The following is a 15,136-nucleotide window of genomic DNA, read 5'->3' as shown; positions in this document are numbered from 1 at the left end:
TACTGAGGTTATCTATGCATAATAAGTTGTAACAGAAGTAAAATCAATTTATCAATCTAAATATTAATATATACATTACTTAGTATAATAAAAGTAACTTTTACATAAAAATTTTAATAAAAAGATATAGGTTTAAATATTTTATCCACTAACATAGAGAAGTATTTGTTAATTCAAATAATATTTTTGTTAATTAATTTAAGGAGTGTGAAATGCCAAAAAAATTCCAAAACACTAAGAATAGCATGCGAAAGAGAGAAACAACAAATAAGCAGGAGATGGATGGTCCAACAATTAGAATTGTATCTGACTTGGAAAGTATAAAACAAAACAGAAGAGTAGAATTTTTAATTAAAGGAGAGAATTTAACAGTAAAAGACCTCTCTATATCTTCTAGAGCAGCTGAGATAGGCTTGGTTACAGGAATAGTAAATTCAATAGACATTCCTCAAGCAATTCGTGAATCGACAATAGATGGAATTATTTTAGGTCTTAAGAGTGGAGAAATAGAAAAAAGTAAAGAATATAATTATAGAGAATTTAAGAAAATATATCTAAAAAACCTTGTAGATGAATTGGGTAAGGATAGTTCAAAAAAGCTAAAAGAAAGAACTGATGAAAATAGCCAATTGAGAGAATCTACTACTGAAGAAATTGATTATCAGATGCAGGAAGATGTAACTATCGAATCAGCTTCTTTAACAAAACAAGAATTCGATTTTGCATCAAGCAAAGTAACTACTAAAGAGATTAATGACGTAATAAATGAAATAGAAGAATCAAATGCTAGTTATGGAATTACTCCTGAAGATATAAGTAGTGTTTCCCGTTTTGATAGTAATTCACAAGAAGTGTTAGATCATTCTATATTTAATAGCACAGATGTGGAAGGGCCTAAATTACCCGAAATAAATGGAGGACAGTATATAGGAATAGCAGGGATTGCTGGTGGTATATTTGGTGGAGTGCTAGCAGTAGCTTTTGCAGGATTAGGATACTTTGTATGGCATAGAAAAAATAGGGAAGGTAGTTACGATGTTGAAAAAGCGATGAAAAACCTTCCTGAACAAGCTCAACTTGAGCATTCCGGATCTACATCAGAAATAGAATCTTTGCTCAGCAATGCTACATCGGTAGCACATCTATCTTCTCAGATTAGTGTCGAGTAAGATTCCAGAGTTTGATGGCACAACAGTGCCATCAACTTAGCTCTTACAGCACTTATATGCTCTGGAACCAAAGGAGAAGAAATTTTCCTGTCTTACAAAAAATTTTATAACTCTTTCTCTAATTTTATATCGTTTTTACTAAGGTATAATAAATTGCAATGAGAAATTCAGATATTAATATATGTATTATTTAGTATAATAAAAATATAAAAATCTTAGTGAAAAGATGTGGACTTAAATAATTTATCTTTTATACATAAGGAAATATTGGTCAGCTTGGGGGTCATATATGTCAAGAAGATTTAAAAATACTGTAGGAAAAAAAAGATCAATCAATAAGGAAAAAAGGAATAGATGGATTAGTATTGAATCAGAATTGCGAGATGTAGAACAAAACAGAACAATATATTTTCTATTGGGAGGAGGTGATTTAAAACTTAAGTATGTATGTATGCTTGACGATACATCTTATCGTATTCTTGTTGCTGAAGGAGAAATAGTGCATGCAGAAAATCCAAAAGTGATGATTGATGATATTGTTTCTGATCTCAAGAGTGGAAAAATACGAAGTTATAAAAGATATAATGCCAAAGAGTTTTATGAAAAGTATCTCAAAGAGTTTTTGAGTAATGAGAACTTGCAAAAGCTGGAAGCTGGTGATATTGAAAATACAACAGCAGAACTACCAAACTTAAAACAAGTAATGGAAGAAATGAAAAAATCAAACGCTAGCAATGGAATTACAATGCGAAATATAGAAAGTGTTCAAAATACGACGAATATTTTGGGTAATCCTATGATTCATGATACAAACTTGAGAGAGTTTAAATTATTGGAAACACCTTCAAACGAGAAAAATAATATAGTGTTCACAGTAGGTATGTTAGCAGTAACAGTAGCTTTGGTAGCAGCTGTACCATTTAAATGTTGGTTTTATAATAGAAAAAATAAAAGCCATAGTAGTGCTAAGGAAGAAACTCCATCTAGTTATTTATTAAGTGCAATAACTTTAGAAAGTGGAACTAATTCTATTCGTTAGCCAAAATATTGCAAAAATAGAATTTTTTTATTATTTTTTTACAGTTTCCTCATTTAATAATTTTTATGCTCTAATTATTATACTTAATTTATCATTACCTGTTGTGTAAACAGGATGAGAATTTTCAATAATCTACATCCTTTAGTAAGAAAAAATCAATACATTCACGATAAATTTACCTCATATCTGTGTTTTATATGTGGAATTTCGAATGGAAAATTATGCAGGCAAAGAAAGAAGAATAGTGAATATAGTTACTCAACATTGGAGTGATATAAAAGGATCAGATAGAGAATGGCCAGAAAGACATGAAATAGACACTGCAGAAATCATGGAGTCATGGCAGCATTGTTTTATCATTGAAGTTAAAGATCGAGGTTATATTTGTGAAAATGCAGGAGAAAAAGCTATTGAATTCTATGGTTTTGAAAAAAAGATGTACATCGATGATAAGTATGCAATTGATGCACCATTTTTGCGGTTATATAAAATAGATGCAGTTATTGATAAACTTGAGACTGTAATAGAGAGTAAATGCTCAATTAACGAAGAGGAAGAAAGTGAAAGTGTTAAAATGAGGCAAGTATTGTTGCCAATTGGAGATAAAGAAGGTATAACACATATACTGGGTGTGATTACATTCAAGCTGCTTTAAAATACAATTTTAATTTGATTTTTTAATAAAGTTATCTATACTCATACTTAATTACTAATAAAGAACTAAATAGTGATGTTTGTAAATTTGTTTAGAATATGACGAAAATAAAATTAAAAACCAAATCTTCTGTCAAAAAGCGCTTTCACCTTACAGCTAAGGGTAAAGTCATCTCTACTCAGTCAGGTAAGAGACATGGCATGGTAAAAAGAAGTAAATCTAATATTCGTAATCAACGCGGTACAACGATTCTCAATAAATCTGACTCGCGTATAGTTAAACTTTATATGCCTTATGGTATTTAATAAAATGGAGGTAAGATAAAAATGGCTCGGATAAAGCGTGGAACCGCTACTCATGCTCGTCATAAAAAGGTATTAAAATTAGCAAAGGGTTATAGAGGACGGGCAAAGAATTGTTATAGAATTGCATTACAAAGGGTTGAAAAAGCACTACAGTATGCTTATAGAGACAGAAGAAATCGCAAGCGTGATTTTCGTGGTTTGTGGATAATACGTATTAATGCAGCGGCAAGAGAACATGGACTTACTTATGGTAGGTTTATGCATGGTCTTAAACTTGTTGGAGTTGATTTGAATAGAAAAATTCTTGCTGAGATGGCTGTTAATCATAAGGATGATTTTGCTAAATTAATAGAAACTGTAAGTAGTAAGTTAGCAGAAAATTCCTAAAGCAAACACACCTGAAAACATGAGAATTATTTTCATGGGGTCACCGGGGTTTGCTGTTGGTGCGTTAAACTTACTATTGAAATTACAGAGTGAAGTAGTAGCAGTATATACCAAAGCTCCAAAGCCTTCTGGACGTAGGCAGAGGTTAACAAAATCGCCAGTACACATCGTTGCTGAAAAAAGTGACATAGAGGTATGTACTCCTGCCTCTTTAAAATCTTCGATAGAGCAAGAAAAGTTTGGAAATTTTAAGCCAGACGTTGCAGTTGTTGCTGCGTATGGATTGATACTTCCAAAAGAAATTTTAAATATTCCCAAATATGGTTGTATTAATATTCATCCATCATTGCTGCCTAGGTGGCGCGGTGCAGCTCCGATACAGCACACAATTTTAGCCGGAGATCAAGAAACCGGAGTTAGCATTATGCAGCTAGATGAAGGATTAGATTCTGGCCCTATTTTAAAACAGAAAAAATTTCTTATTGAAAAAAGCGATAATTATAAGACGTTGTATGATAAATTGTCTGAATTAGGTAGTGATTTACTGCTGAAAGTACTAAACGAAATTGAAAAGCAAGTTCCCTTAAAACAGAGCGATAACGATGCGTGCTATGCTGACAAAGTAAAAGACTATAAAATTTACGCAAGTGACGCCTGTGAAATTGCTTATAGAAAGGTTAAAGCATTTTATCCAAAAGCATTCATTAAGGTAGAGAATAAACGTATCAAGATACTTGATGCTGAATTTGAAGCCTTCACTTCAGGACAAGGTGAGATCATTAATGATAATATGCATATAAGTTTAAAAGGTGGTACTTTAATTCCTAAAGTTGTACAAATGGAAGGAAGAAATCCTTGCGATATTAAAGATTTTGTTCGTGGCTTAAAATCAAGTTTAACAAAAAAATTTATAGAATAGACTACTTTGAAAGGAGAGTGAGGAGAGCTAAAGCAACTTCTACAATTTGGTATTCCGCTGCTTGTTAGCGGAATCTACAACAAGATACCGCGTTTTGGTGTACGAACATTGCAATTTGCAGGTAATTTGAGTAGTAGATGGTCAGTGCTTGACACTGGAATGGCTTTGTTGCACAGCTCTTCGGATAGTGGGTAATGTATAATAAATTCATGAAGCTATATCAAACTTAGCCATGCCTATTTCAGTAAATTTGTTAAGCAAATAACACTTGAGTAGCAGTTCCTTCTCACGATTAATCTCAGATTTATTCCTAAAACTAAATCCAAATATTTGCTTCAGTCGCGAGAAAAAACTTTCTATATAAGATCTCTTCCAATAATTTATCTCTTTTTTCCACCTCTTCATACCATCTTCATCATATGACTTTATGAGCTTGATTGTAGAATTTCTCTCATTCATATAATCCAACTTTGGATGCTCTACTGCATTATTTTGCGGAGGAATCCTTGTCTTTATGTCAAGCTCATCGCACAGTTTGTATAACTTCTTTCGATCTATCTGCATATATCGTGCTTATGTTATACTTGGTATCCACTCTTTCAATAAGATCACAGGCTCCATAGTGGTCGGAATAAACTCCACTACTGTATTTTGCAGCTATAACTTTTTTACTACCTATCTCTAGCATTACATCTTGTTTGCTCATAACCTCAGTTATGGATTAGCCGATAAAGAAAGGCATAGAAATAGAAGGCTTTTTGGACTGCATGGAGTAGGAAATCAGAACAGAAAAAACATGAATTAGGAAATTTGTTGGCGATCTATGTCTTGTATGCTCAATCTCAAATTTGTTTTTCAAGGAATCAAAAACAGTCTCAATAATCGACCTTTTCCTTAATAAAATCTTCTCTTTAAGTGAAATTAGTGCGTTTTTCATACCTTTTTTTACTTTAGTGACTAACTTTAGGCCTCTATCGAAGAGTTTCTCAAAAAGCTCTTTCTTTATATAGCCCTTATCTCCAAACAAAAGTCCGGTCAGTCTTTTAGTGAGAGTTGGTAAAGGTTTTCTGTCATCAACGTTACCTTTGGTTAGGGTAAGTGCTTGAATTTCACCAATTTCGTTAATCACTAAGTGCAACTTGAAGCCAAAAAACCAACCATACGTACTCTTACTAATTTCTGCTAGATGATTAAAAACTTTATTCCTAGAGATCCTTTTTTTGTGGCAAACGGCAATCGTAGAGGTGTCGATGTAGGAAGTGCCGGTCATTTTCGCTTGTTCACAGAACCATTGCAAAAGTAATGCTAAATACCACAAAACTCGCGGCTTTAAGGCAATAAATCTGTGATATGAAGGCAGCTTTGAAAACTCTGATCTATAGAATAACTGAAGATAACAAAGATAAAAAGCCTTGAAGTTTTTACATGGTGATTTATGGTATAACAGGATTATGGTTAGAATTTCTGAGTGCGCTATTTCTGGTACTCTGGTTGGTTTTTTGCCGTTTGATAAGAACCTATTTGCAAAATTATCATCTACCGCACGACAAAAATCCTCGACGCAACAGTACAGTTCTGTAATATCTTTCTTCATGGGTAACCTCTTATTATTACTAAAATACTCGAGTTTACCCTGTTTCCCTCTTCTTAGTTATACTTTTATCTATTTTCTAATCCATAACTGAGGTTCATAGCGGCGATACTTTCTATCTGTACCATTTGCCTTACTATGGCCTGGAATATTATTGTAGATGCTGATACCTGTACTATCTATAGCAATTTCAATATCTTCCATATCGTTCTTATCAACTCTGCAGTCGTTGATTTTGATATTAAGCTTTTTAAACCTTCTTGAAGCCTGCGAATAGCTGATAATTTGCAAAATTTTCCCTATTTGCTCAAGATATTTCTCTATAAATCCCACTGTTTGCCTAAGACCAATCCTGAATAGATAGGTTATTATGTGAATTAGAATCACTACTTTGTCGCTGTAGACATTGTTGCCACCTGCTACTTTTGGACTATTTTCGTACCAATTTTCAATGGCATCGTTGATATAATGAAAAACATTTCCCCTTTCTTGAAGAAATTTGTTATATTCATTGCAGTTACTGACTTTCATTCTTATTGGCATATTTTTCCTTTGTCGGCTAAATATCTATTTTATAACAAATTCCATCAGTAACTGCCTGTTCTTTCCTTGAGTGGTGCAACAAAGCCCACTGGGATCCAGAACAGGTAATAAGAAGCACTGAAATGACATCTCTATAGAACTCCTAACCAATCAAAAATATTAAGAAATTTACCAAGCAAAAAAAGGCAAAAGAATCCCCCAGTAGTGAGTTTTAACCCTATAATAATGTAAATCGGCATTGTAATAATGTGCTAACGCTTATTTAAAGCGCGTTTTGGCTGAATGTAGAAAAAATAAAAAAGACATGCAGCCGCTATAATTTTATGTAATCTGCCAATATATACCTGAGTTTTTTACTGAATTTTTGTTGTTAAATCTGCAGAGATTAAAAACAAGGATAAATACTCTTATTGTCATGATAAGAAGACTGATGAGGTTTGTCAAGTTGACTCTATTGCATATCCTTATAAGTAAATTAATGTTATCCTTAACTATTGCTAATCTAAAATTTTTTATGTTCATACACTTACGTGTTCATAGCGTTTATTCTCTGCTTGAGAGTTCGGTTAAAATTGAGGAGCTGATTGGTCTTTGTTTGCAGAACAAAATGCCGGCAGTTGCAGTTACTGATTCAGGCAACTTATTTGGCTCACTTGAATTTGCAGAATATGCAGCAAATAAGGGAATACAGCTAATAGTAGGATGCAATATTATCGTTCGACACTTAGAACAAAATTTATCAATACTCCTACTTGCAAAAAATGAACAAGGGTACACTAATTTAGTCACTTTGGTGAGTGAGTCTTTTAAAAAGCGCAAAAATAGCAGCGATATTCCCTACGTTGATTTTGATGAGCTATTAAGTTTTAATACAGGTCTAATCGCCTTAACTGGTGGATGTTTGGCTCAACTGTTATTGGAGCAAGACAAAGAAACGGTTGAAAAACTGCTTTCAGCATTCGATGGTCATTTATATGTTGAATTGCAGCGTCATGGGCTGAATAAAGAGCTAGAGCTTGAAGAAGCTTTAATAGATTTTGCTTATCAGCGCAATATACCACTAGTGGCAACGAATGATGTGTTTTTTTCAAATAGATCTGATTATGAAGCTTATGATATATTAACGTGCATATCGGAGGGCAGTTATGCCCTGGAGAATAACAGAAAGAAGTTAACTACCGAGCATTACTTCAAATCTGTGGCAGAAATGGAGGAACTGTTCAGCGACATTCCCGAAGCAATTTATAACACTTTAGTGATAGCTAAGCGGTGCTCTTACATGCCAAGAAGCAGGCAGCCTATCTTGCCTAAATTTCCTTGTCGAGAAAATAAAACTGAGAATGAAGAACTGAGGGAGCAGGCAGTTGCAGGATTAGAATTCCGCATTGCAAATGAAACGGACATAGACCTTAAACAATACTACGATCGGCTGAATTACGAACTAAGCGTAATAACTTCGATGAACTACGCTGGCTACTTTTTGATAGTTTCTGATTTCATTCGTTGGAGCAAAGCAAATGGCATTCCAGTTGGACCGGGAAGAGGTTCTGGTGCTGGATCAATTGTTGCTTGGAGCTTGCAGATTACAGATCTTGATCCAATAAAATTTGGTCTGATCTTTGAAAGATTTTTAAATCCTGATCGTGTATCGATGCCTGACTTTGATATCGATTTCTGCCAAGAGAAAAGGGACCTGGTTATTGATTATGTTCAGAAAAAGTACGGTTATGTTGCTCAAATAATCACTTTTGGAAAATTGCAAGCAAGGGCAGTATTGCGTGATGTTGGTAGAGTATTGCAAATGCCTTACTCTCAAGTGGATAAAATATCTAAAATGGTTCCATTTAATCCAGTAAATCCTGTAACTTTATCGCAAGCGATAGAGTTTGATCAAAATCTTCAGAAAGAAAGGGATAGTGATGAAGTAATTGCCAAACTTCTTGATATATCTCTAAAGCTCGAAGGAATATATCGTCACGTTTCAACTCATGCTGCTGGAATTGTAATATGCGATCAAAAATTAGAAAATTTTGTTCCCGTCTATTATGATCCAAATTCGGCTCTGCCAATCACTCAATACAGCATGAAATATGTAGAGAAAGCTGGGTTAATAAAATTTGATTTTCTTGGACTTGGTACGCTAACACTAATAGATCATGTATGTCGTTTAATTAATCGTGATAAAAAAAAATTTGATATTTCCTCAGTTTCTTTGATTGATCAAAGAACCTATGAAATGCTCTCAAGAGGTGATTCAATCGGAGTGTTTCAGCTTGAAAGTTCGGGAATGAGAGAAGCTTTAATAAAACTAAAGCCAGACTGCATTGAAGATATCATCGCTTTAATTTCTCTTTATCGCCCAGGGCCTATGGATAACATTCCAACTTATGTTGCAAGAAAGCATGGACTTGAAAAGCCAGATTACATTCATCCATTGCTTGAGGAGGTGTTAAAAGAAACATTCGGAGTAATAATCTACCAAGAACAGGTAATGGAAATAGCGCGTATTCTCTCTGGATATAGCTTAGCAGAGGCGGATTTACTCAGACGTGCCATGGGTAAGAAAATTAAGGCAGAGATGGATAAACAACGTGAACTTTTTGTTCAAGGAGCAACAAAAAACGGTGTTGATTACGACAGGGCAAGTTATATTTTTGATCTTGTTGCAAAATTTGCTGGTTATGGATTTAATAAATCCCACGCTGCAGCATATGCGATTATATCTTACCAAACAGCTTACCTTAAGGCTAACTACCCGCTAGAATTTTTTACGGCCTTGATGAATCTCAACATTGATGATAGAGACAAACTGAATTTGTTTTATCATGCTGCAAAATTCAGTGGAGTTGCTGTTCTTTCGCCTGATATCAGCAAATCTAAGGCTGAATTTTCAATAGGGGGTGAGCACATACGCTACGGAATTGCTGCTTTGCGTAATGTTGGTTTTGCTATAGCAGAAGGAATAGTAAATGCACGCTCAAGTTCTTATAAGGACATATGGGAATTCATTCAAAATTTGGGGCATATAATAAATAAAAGGGCATTAGAAAGTTTAATTAAATCTGGAACATTCGATAGTGTGCACAAAAATAGAAAGCAGTTATACGAGTCAATAGACACATTGATTTACTTTGCAAATAAAAATAGGCAGTCAAATCAAGCTGCTTTATTTGGTCATCTTGATATTCTGAAGCCAAAACTTGAGAACGTGGAAGATTTTAATGAAGAGGAAAAATTAGAGCATGAGTTATTTTCATTGGGATTTTACTTAACTAATCATCCACTTGAAAAGTTTAGAACTCTCTTGAAAAAATTAAATATTGGGTTTATCGGAGAGAGTAAAACGATAAAAACTGCTGGTGTAATATTAAATGTGCGTATGAGAACCTCAGAACGTGGAAGATTTGTTATACTAACACTTTCTGATCCCCACAATGTTTCTGAAATAGCATTCTACAATAATGAAATAATAGAAGAAAAAAGGAATCTATTTTCACCTGGAGCATTTGTGATAATTGATCTTGAAATTTCAGAAAACACAACGAGACTATCAGGAAAGGACATATCTGAATTTACAGAAAAGGTTACTTCTCTAATGAAAGGATTAGTTTTAACTGCTGTATGTTCAGATTCGCAAAAAGTTGCTGAGGAGTTGAATGCAGTGTTGAAAAATGGAGGCAAAACCAAAATAATGCTAAAGTTTCTTCTCGAAAAACATAAAGTCAGCATCTTGTTGCCAGGTACATATTCAATCACCCCCAAAGCTATTTATGAAATATCTCACTTAAGTTGGATTGAAGACGTAGAAATTAATACAAATAACTTGCTTATATAAAAAAGTTTTATATAATTAAAGTGTTTAATTGATATTAAAGGAAGATATAGTGAATCTCTATGAATTTACTTTTATAGCACAACCGAACTTATTGCAGCAAGAAGTAGAAGAAATGGTCCAAGAATTGGCTATTTTGTTGAAAAATATTAAAGCAGATGTTATTTCTCAGGAGGTTAAAGGTCTCATAGAAAGAGAACATAGCACAGTTACAAAACAAGAGCTAGAGGCAAGTACCGAAAGCATTAAAAAAAGTCTGATTGTTTACTCTGATTTTTTGGAAACTCTGACAAAAATTTTGTGGGTTGAATTGGAAGAAGATTTTTCAAATTTAAAAGAAATAAAGTCAAGAATCGATAAAGAATTGAAAAATGAACTAAGTGATACGGGAATAAAACAAAATTTTATGGACCTTCCAGGAGCTAACATTAAAAGTGCATTTATCTATAATGTAGTAAATGCTTTTAAGGAAAATATTTCACAACATCTAATAAAGCCCCTTCAAGAGGTTTTAAAAAGTTTTAAAATAGTAGACTCAAATCAATTGAATAAAACGCTGGAAGTGCTTTTGAAAAATATTGAAGCTTCAGGATTGATAAAATATGAATATTGGGGTCTATTGGATTTTGCATACCCAATAAATAAGATGAAAAGTGGTCATTACTGTATGATGTGTATAAGTTTTACTTCAAGCATTATGGATGAATTTGAGCGTAGAGTAAAACTGAATGAGAATATTATTCGCCACTTGTCTGTACGGGTTAATGAGTTTTTTAAAGGTAAATCTTACATGATGGATAAACAAATTGAGGAGAAAAGTGCATAATGATGAAAAGACGAAATAGTTTTAATAATTCTTACGTGTCTGTAAATAACAGAACTGGCTTTAGGCGTCCTAAGGTCTGTCCTCTTGCTGCATCTAAAGATGAGGACATAGACTATAAGAATATAGATTTATTGTCCAAATTCACCTCTGACTATGGTAGAATATTACCTAGAAGGTTAACAGGTGTGTGCGCAAGAAAACAAAGAAAGTTGCGCTTAGCAATTATAAGAGCACGCTTTTTAGCTCTTGCTCCTTACTGTACTAAAAAAGTTAGGTAATTTATGTTAATAATTTTAAAGGAAAATATAACAACTTTAGGTAAGCTTGGTGAAGTTGTCAAAGTTAAGCCAGGTTATGCACGTAATTTTCTTTTTCCACAAAAAAAGGCGATGAAAGCCACTAAGGAAAATTTAATAAAGTTAGAGGAACAGCGTTTATTATTGGAAGAAGAAAATACCAAAAAATTAAATGCAGCAAAAGTGCTTGCATCATCACTGCATGATAAATTTATTATATTAATAAAGCAAGCTTCAGAGGATGGAAAGATTTTTGGCTCTGTAACCACACGTGAAATTGCAAAAACTTTATTACAAGAAGGATATGATATAAGTCATCATAGTTTATCTTTGGGTGGAATAAGCATCAAAAATTTGGGCGAGTATCAAGTGAATATAGAATTACATAGTAAAGTGATAGTGCCAATTACTATATACGTTGTCAGATCTGAGAAAGATGCACATGAATTAAGGCAAGCAAAGTTGCAAAATCAGAAATCTGAGCAACAAGAGGCAGAGCAAGATGCGAGTAAAGAAGCTGCTGATGCTGATGATAGCTGATCAAAGATGATCCCTTGTTATAGTCGTAAAGAAATGTCTTCCATTGCTAGGCTGGTATCATCCCAGTGCTCCCCTCATGTCATTCCAGTGCATGACACTGGAATGACACCATTATTGGAATAAATCAAAAATGATTCCACGCTATAGCCGCAAAGAAATCTCTTCTATTTGGGAAGAAAAAAATAAGTTCAACATATGGCTCAAAATAGAAAAATTAGCATGTGAAGCTCAAGCAAAATTAAAAGTTATTCCAAATGATGTTGCTGAAAAGCTCTCTGGTGCTATTGAATTTGATATTGAGCGTATTAACGAAATTGAATCCATTGTAAAACATGATGTTATAGCCTTTTTGACATATATTGCTGAAAAAGCGGGAGTTGATGTTCGTTATCTCCATTACGGAATGACAAGTTCTGATGTTTTAGATACATGCTTTGCAGTGCAGTTGAAAGAGTCATGTGATATTTTACTCAAGAATCTAAAAAATTTACTTATAGTATTGAAAAAAAAAGCTGAGGACTATAAAGATATTGTTTGTGTTGGGCGCAGTCATGGAATGCATGCAGAACCAATAACTCTTGGATTAAAATTTGCTAGATTTTATGCTGAATTTAAACGCAATTATCAGAGATTAATTAGCGCGCAAAAAGAGATCTCAATTTGTAAAATATCAGGTGCAGTAGGTAATTTTACAAATATTAATCCATTTGTTGAAGAGTATGTAGCGAAAGAAATGGGACTCATACCTGAAACCATATCGTCTCAAGTCATCCCTCGTGATAGACATGCCATGTTCTTTTCAATTTTGGGAGTAATTGCAAGCTCAATAGAAAATATTGCAATTGAGATTCGTCATTTGCAAAGAACTGAAGTCGGCGAAATCTCTGAATATTTTTCCACTGGACAGAAGGGAAGTTCTGCTATGCCGCATAAGTGTAATCCTATTTTAAGTGAGAATTTGACTGGGCTCTCACGCTTAGTACGCAGCTACGTTTTTCCTGCATTAGAAAATGTTGCATTATGGCACGAACGAGATATATCGCACTCGTCTGTGGAAAGGTGCATTGCTCCTGATGCTTGTATAGCAATGGATTTTGCTTTAGTACGATTAACAGATTTGATAGATAAATTGGTGATCAATAAGGAAAATATTGAAAAGAACTTAAATTCTTCAAAAGGCTTGGTTTTTTCACAACGAGTATTACTCGAGTTGGTAAATAGTGGTTTGGCGAGGGAAGAGGCGTATAAAATTGTTCAGAGCAATGCAATGAAAGTGAAACAAAACAATAGTGATTTTCTGGCCGAACTGAAACAAGATAAATCCTTACTTGAAGTTATTAACTCTAAAAAACTTGAATCTTTGTTTGATTTGAAGTATTATACGAAGCATGTAGATCATATATATAGCAAGGTTTTTAATGAGGCTGAGTAGCTCAGTGGTAGAGCAGGAGGATCATAATCTCTTGGTCGGGGGTTCAAATCCCTCCTCAGCCACTCAAGCTAAGCTATGGTTTGGCGATAGCAGCGCATTTGACAAAATAACGTGATTCATTGTCAATTAACTGAAGTCTTTTTTCAGTTGTTCATATAGTATATGGAATAATGTATGTGAAGTGATAAAGATACAACATTTGTTGTATCTATTCAGGGGAATGGCTAATGGTATCCGTTCAAGAAAGTGGTAAGGTAGATGAGAAAAGACAACTAAATGAATTTCATCCGAGTAGCTGACACTGACATCTATATAAAGACAATCTAATGCACTCATTTAAAGTGAAGTTTTCTGGATCCCAGTGTCTAGGCACTGGGATGAAAAGAGTTGACTTGAATGACACCGAATAGGCACTGGGACAGAGGCTACTTGAATAATATTTCACCATGTCATTCCAGCACTTGATGCTGGAATGGCTTTGTTGCACCACTCAAGGAAAGAACAGGCAGTTACTGATGGAATTTGTTATAAAATAGATATTTAGCCGACAAAGGAAAAATATGCCAATAAGAATGAAAGTCAGTAACTGCAATGAATATAACAAATTTCTTCAAGAAAGGGGAAATGTTTTTCATTATATCAACGATGCCATTGAAAATTGGTACGAAAATAGTCCAAAAGTAGCAGGTGGCAACAATGTCTACAGCGACAAAGTAGTGATTCTAATTCACATAATAACCTATCTATTCAGGATTGGTCTTAGGCAAACAGTGGGATTTATAGAGAAATATCTTGAGCAAATAGGGAAAATTTTGCAAATTATCAGCTATTCGCAGGCTTCAAGAAGGTTTAAAAAGCTTAATATCAAAATCAACGACTGCAGAGTTGATAAGAACGATATGGAAGATATTGAAATTGCTATAGATAGTACAGGTATCAGCATCTACAATAATATTCCAAGCCATAGTAAGGCAAATGGTACAGATAGAAAGTATCGCCGCTATGAGCAAACAAGATGTAATGCTAGAGATAGGTAGTAAAAAAGTTATAGCTGCAAAATACAGTAGTGGAGTTTATTCCGACCACTATGGAGCCTGTGATCTTATTGAAAGAGTGGATACCAAGTATAACATAAGCACGATATATGCAGATAGATCGAAAGAAGTTATACAAACTGTGCGATGAGCTTGACATAAAGACAAGGATTCCTCCGCAAAATAATGCAGTAGAGCATCCAAAGTTGGATTATATGAATGAGAGAAATTCTACAATCAAGCTCATAAAGTCATATGATGAAGATGGTATGAAGAGGTGGAAAAAAGAGATAAATTATTGGAAGAGATCTTATATAGAAAGTTTTTTCTCGCGACTGAAGCAAATATTTGGATTTAGTTTTAGGAATAAATCTGAGATTAATCGTGAGAAGGAACTGCTACTCAAGTGTTATTTGCTTAACAAATTTACTGAAATAGGCATGGCTAAGTTTGATATAGCTTCATGAATTTATTATACATTACCCACTATCCGAAGAGCTGTGCAACAAAGCCCACTGGCATCCAGTTTTTTTGTGCAATTCCGTCAAAAAAAGCGCTTTCGTGTTTA

The 15,136-nt window shown here is 34.0% G+C and carries 12 protein-coding genes, 1 tRNA gene and 3 pseudogenes; 13 read left to right on the top strand and 3 right to left on the bottom strand.

Annotated elements, in window-relative coordinates:
• Positions 1 to 212 precede the first annotated feature (212 nt).
• The 6 genes from WP_RS03315 (at position 213) to fmt (ending at position 4,474) form a co-directional block, all read left to right on the top strand.
• On the top strand, positions 213 to 1,169 hold the full coding sequence (locus WP_RS03315) for a hypothetical protein (RefSeq protein ID WP_007302084.1): 957 nt from the start codon (positions 213 to 215) through the stop codon (positions 1,167 to 1,169).
• Between the two features lie 289 nt (positions 1,170 to 1,458).
• Positions 1,459 to 2,208 (top strand): hypothetical protein, encoded by a 750-nt coding sequence (locus WP_RS03310; RefSeq protein WP_007302083.1) that lies wholly within the window; start codon positions 1,459 to 1,461, stop codon positions 2,206 to 2,208.
• A gap of 211 nt (positions 2,209 to 2,419) precedes the next feature.
• A complete protein-coding gene (locus tag WP_RS03305; protein WP_007302082.1) occupies positions 2,420 to 2,863 on the top strand; it encodes a PAS domain-containing protein in 444 nt (147 codons plus the stop codon).
• A 98-nt stretch (positions 2,864 to 2,961) separates the two neighbouring features.
• The gene (rpmI, locus tag WP_RS07140; RefSeq protein ID WP_006013548.1) at positions 2,962 to 3,168 is read left to right on the top strand and encodes a 50S ribosomal protein L35; all 207 of its coding nucleotides are present in this window, start codon (positions 2,962 to 2,964) and stop codon (positions 3,166 to 3,168) included.
• Positions 3,169 to 3,189: 21 nt separating this feature from the next.
• Positions 3,190 to 3,555 (top strand): 50S ribosomal protein L20, encoded by a 366-nt coding sequence (gene rplT / locus WP_RS03300; protein ID WP_007302081.1) that lies wholly within the window; start codon positions 3,190 to 3,192, stop codon positions 3,553 to 3,555.
• Positions 3,556 to 3,574: 19 nt separating this feature from the next.
• The gene (fmt, locus tag WP_RS03295; RefSeq protein ID WP_012481877.1) at positions 3,575 to 4,474 is read left to right on the top strand and encodes a methionyl-tRNA formyltransferase; all 900 of its coding nucleotides are present in this window, start codon (positions 3,575 to 3,577) and stop codon (positions 4,472 to 4,474) included.
• Positions 4,475 to 4,681: 207 nt separating this feature from the next.
• On the opposite strand, the pseudogene WP_RS03290 reads toward fmt, so the two are convergent.
• The 3 genes and pseudogenes from WP_RS03290 to WP_RS03275 form a co-directional block, all read right to left on the bottom strand.
• A pseudogene (locus WP_RS03290) lies at positions 4,682 to 5,174 on the bottom strand (transposase); the annotation flags it as partial.
• A gap of 21 nt (positions 5,175 to 5,195) precedes the next feature.
• Positions 5,196 to 6,068: an IS982-like element ISWpi16 family transposase gene (locus WP_RS03280; protein ID WP_007301954.1), complete on the bottom strand. Its 873-nt coding sequence runs from the start codon at positions 6,066 to 6,068 to the stop codon at positions 5,196 to 5,198.
• A 93-nt stretch (positions 6,069 to 6,161) separates the two neighbouring features.
• Positions 6,162 to 6,608: pseudogene (locus WP_RS03275) on the bottom strand (transposase); the annotation flags it as partial.
• 514 nt (positions 6,609 to 7,122) lie between these two features.
• On the opposite strand from WP_RS03275, the gene dnaE reads away from it, so the two are divergent.
• From dnaE to WP_RS07965, 7 genes and pseudogenes are all read left to right on the top strand, one after another.
• Positions 7,123 to 10,443 carry a DNA polymerase III subunit alpha gene (dnaE, locus tag WP_RS03270; RefSeq protein ID WP_012481876.1) on the top strand — a complete coding sequence of 1,107 codons (3,321 nt, stop codon included), beginning with the start codon at positions 7,123 to 7,125 and terminating at the stop codon, positions 10,441 to 10,443.
• Between the two features lie 49 nt (positions 10,444 to 10,492).
• Positions 10,493 to 11,266 (top strand): 30S ribosomal protein S6, encoded by a 774-nt coding sequence (gene rpsF / locus WP_RS03265; protein WP_012481875.1) that lies wholly within the window; start codon positions 10,493 to 10,495, stop codon positions 11,264 to 11,266.
• Positions 11,266 to 11,544: a 30S ribosomal protein S18 gene (gene rpsR / locus WP_RS03260; protein ID WP_015587948.1), complete on the top strand. Its 279-nt coding sequence runs from the start codon at positions 11,266 to 11,268 to the stop codon at positions 11,542 to 11,544. The genes rpsF and rpsR overlap by 1 nt, the downstream gene beginning before the upstream one ends.
• A gap of 3 nt (positions 11,545 to 11,547) precedes the next feature.
• On the top strand, positions 11,548 to 12,102 hold the full coding sequence (gene rplI, locus WP_RS03255) for a 50S ribosomal protein L9 (RefSeq protein ID WP_007302077.1): 555 nt from the start codon (positions 11,548 to 11,550) through the stop codon (positions 12,100 to 12,102).
• Positions 12,103 to 12,232: 130 nt separating this feature from the next.
• Entirely contained in the window at positions 12,233 to 13,534 is a 1,302-nt protein-coding gene (gene purB, locus WP_RS06960) for an adenylosuccinate lyase (RefSeq protein WP_007302075.1), read from the top strand.
• Positions 13,525 to 13,596 (top strand) — tRNA-Met (locus WP_RS03250). Before purB ends, WP_RS03250 begins: the two co-directional genes overlap by 10 nt.
• Before the next feature lie 498 nt (positions 13,597 to 14,094).
• Positions 14,095 to 15,035 (top strand): annotated as a pseudogene (locus WP_RS07965) (IS5 family transposase).
• Positions 15,036 to 15,136: the final 101 nt, after the last annotated feature.

This window comes from Wolbachia endosymbiont of Culex quinquefasciatus Pel, from assembly GCF_000073005.1.
Lineage (GTDB): Bacteria > Pseudomonadota > Alphaproteobacteria > Rickettsiales > Anaplasmataceae > Wolbachia.
Note: the sequence above shows the minus strand (reverse complement) of the source record. Positions and strands in the feature narration are given on the sequence as shown.